The organism is Escherichia sp. E4702 (genome assembly GCF_963883545.1).
GTDB lineage: Bacteria > Pseudomonadota > Gammaproteobacteria > Enterobacterales > Enterobacteriaceae > Escherichia.
The window spans coordinates 1-714 of the sequence record NZ_CAWORF010000055.1; the positions used below are offsets into that span (position 1 = coordinate 1).

Here is a 714-nt window from a genome sequence, read left to right on the forward strand (position 1 = left end):
ACCTGAGCGTCAGTCTTCGTCCAGGGGGCCGCCTTCGCCACCGGTATTCCTCCAGATCTCTACGCATTTCACCGCTACACCTGGAATTCTACCCCCCTCTACGAGACTCAAGCTTGCCAGTATCAGATGCAGTTCCCAGGTTGAGCCCGGGGATTTCACATCTGACTTAACAAACCGCCTGCGTGCGCTTTACGCCCAGTAATTCCGATTAACGCTTGCACCCTCCGTATTACCGCGGCTGCTGGCACGGAGTTAGCCGGTGCTTCTTCTGCGGGTAACGTCAATGAGCAAAGGTATTAACTTTACTCCCTTCCTCCCCGCTGAAAGTACTTTACAACCCGAAGGCCTTCTTCATACACGCGGCATGGCTGCATCAGGCTTGCGCCCATTGTGCAATATTCCCCACTGCTGCCTCCCGTAGGAGTCTGGACCGTGTCTCAGTTCCAGTGTGGCTGGTCATCCTCTCAGACCAGCTAGGGATCGTCGCCTAGGTGAGCCGTTACCCCACCTACTAGCTAATCCCATCTGGGCACATCCGATGGCAAGAGGCCCGAAGGTCCCCCTCTTTGGTCTTGCGACGTTATGCGGTATTAGCTACCGTTTCCAGTAGTTATCCCCCTCCATCAGGCAGTTTCCCAGACATTACTCACCCGTCCGCCACTCGTCAGCGAAACAGCAAGCTGTTTCCTGTTACCGTTCGACTTGCATGTGTTA

General features: G+C 55.0%; 1 rRNA gene. It reads right to left on the bottom strand.

The window, feature by feature from the left end:
• Window positions 1–714, bottom strand: a 16S ribosomal RNA gene (locus AACU94_RS24490); the annotation flags it as partial.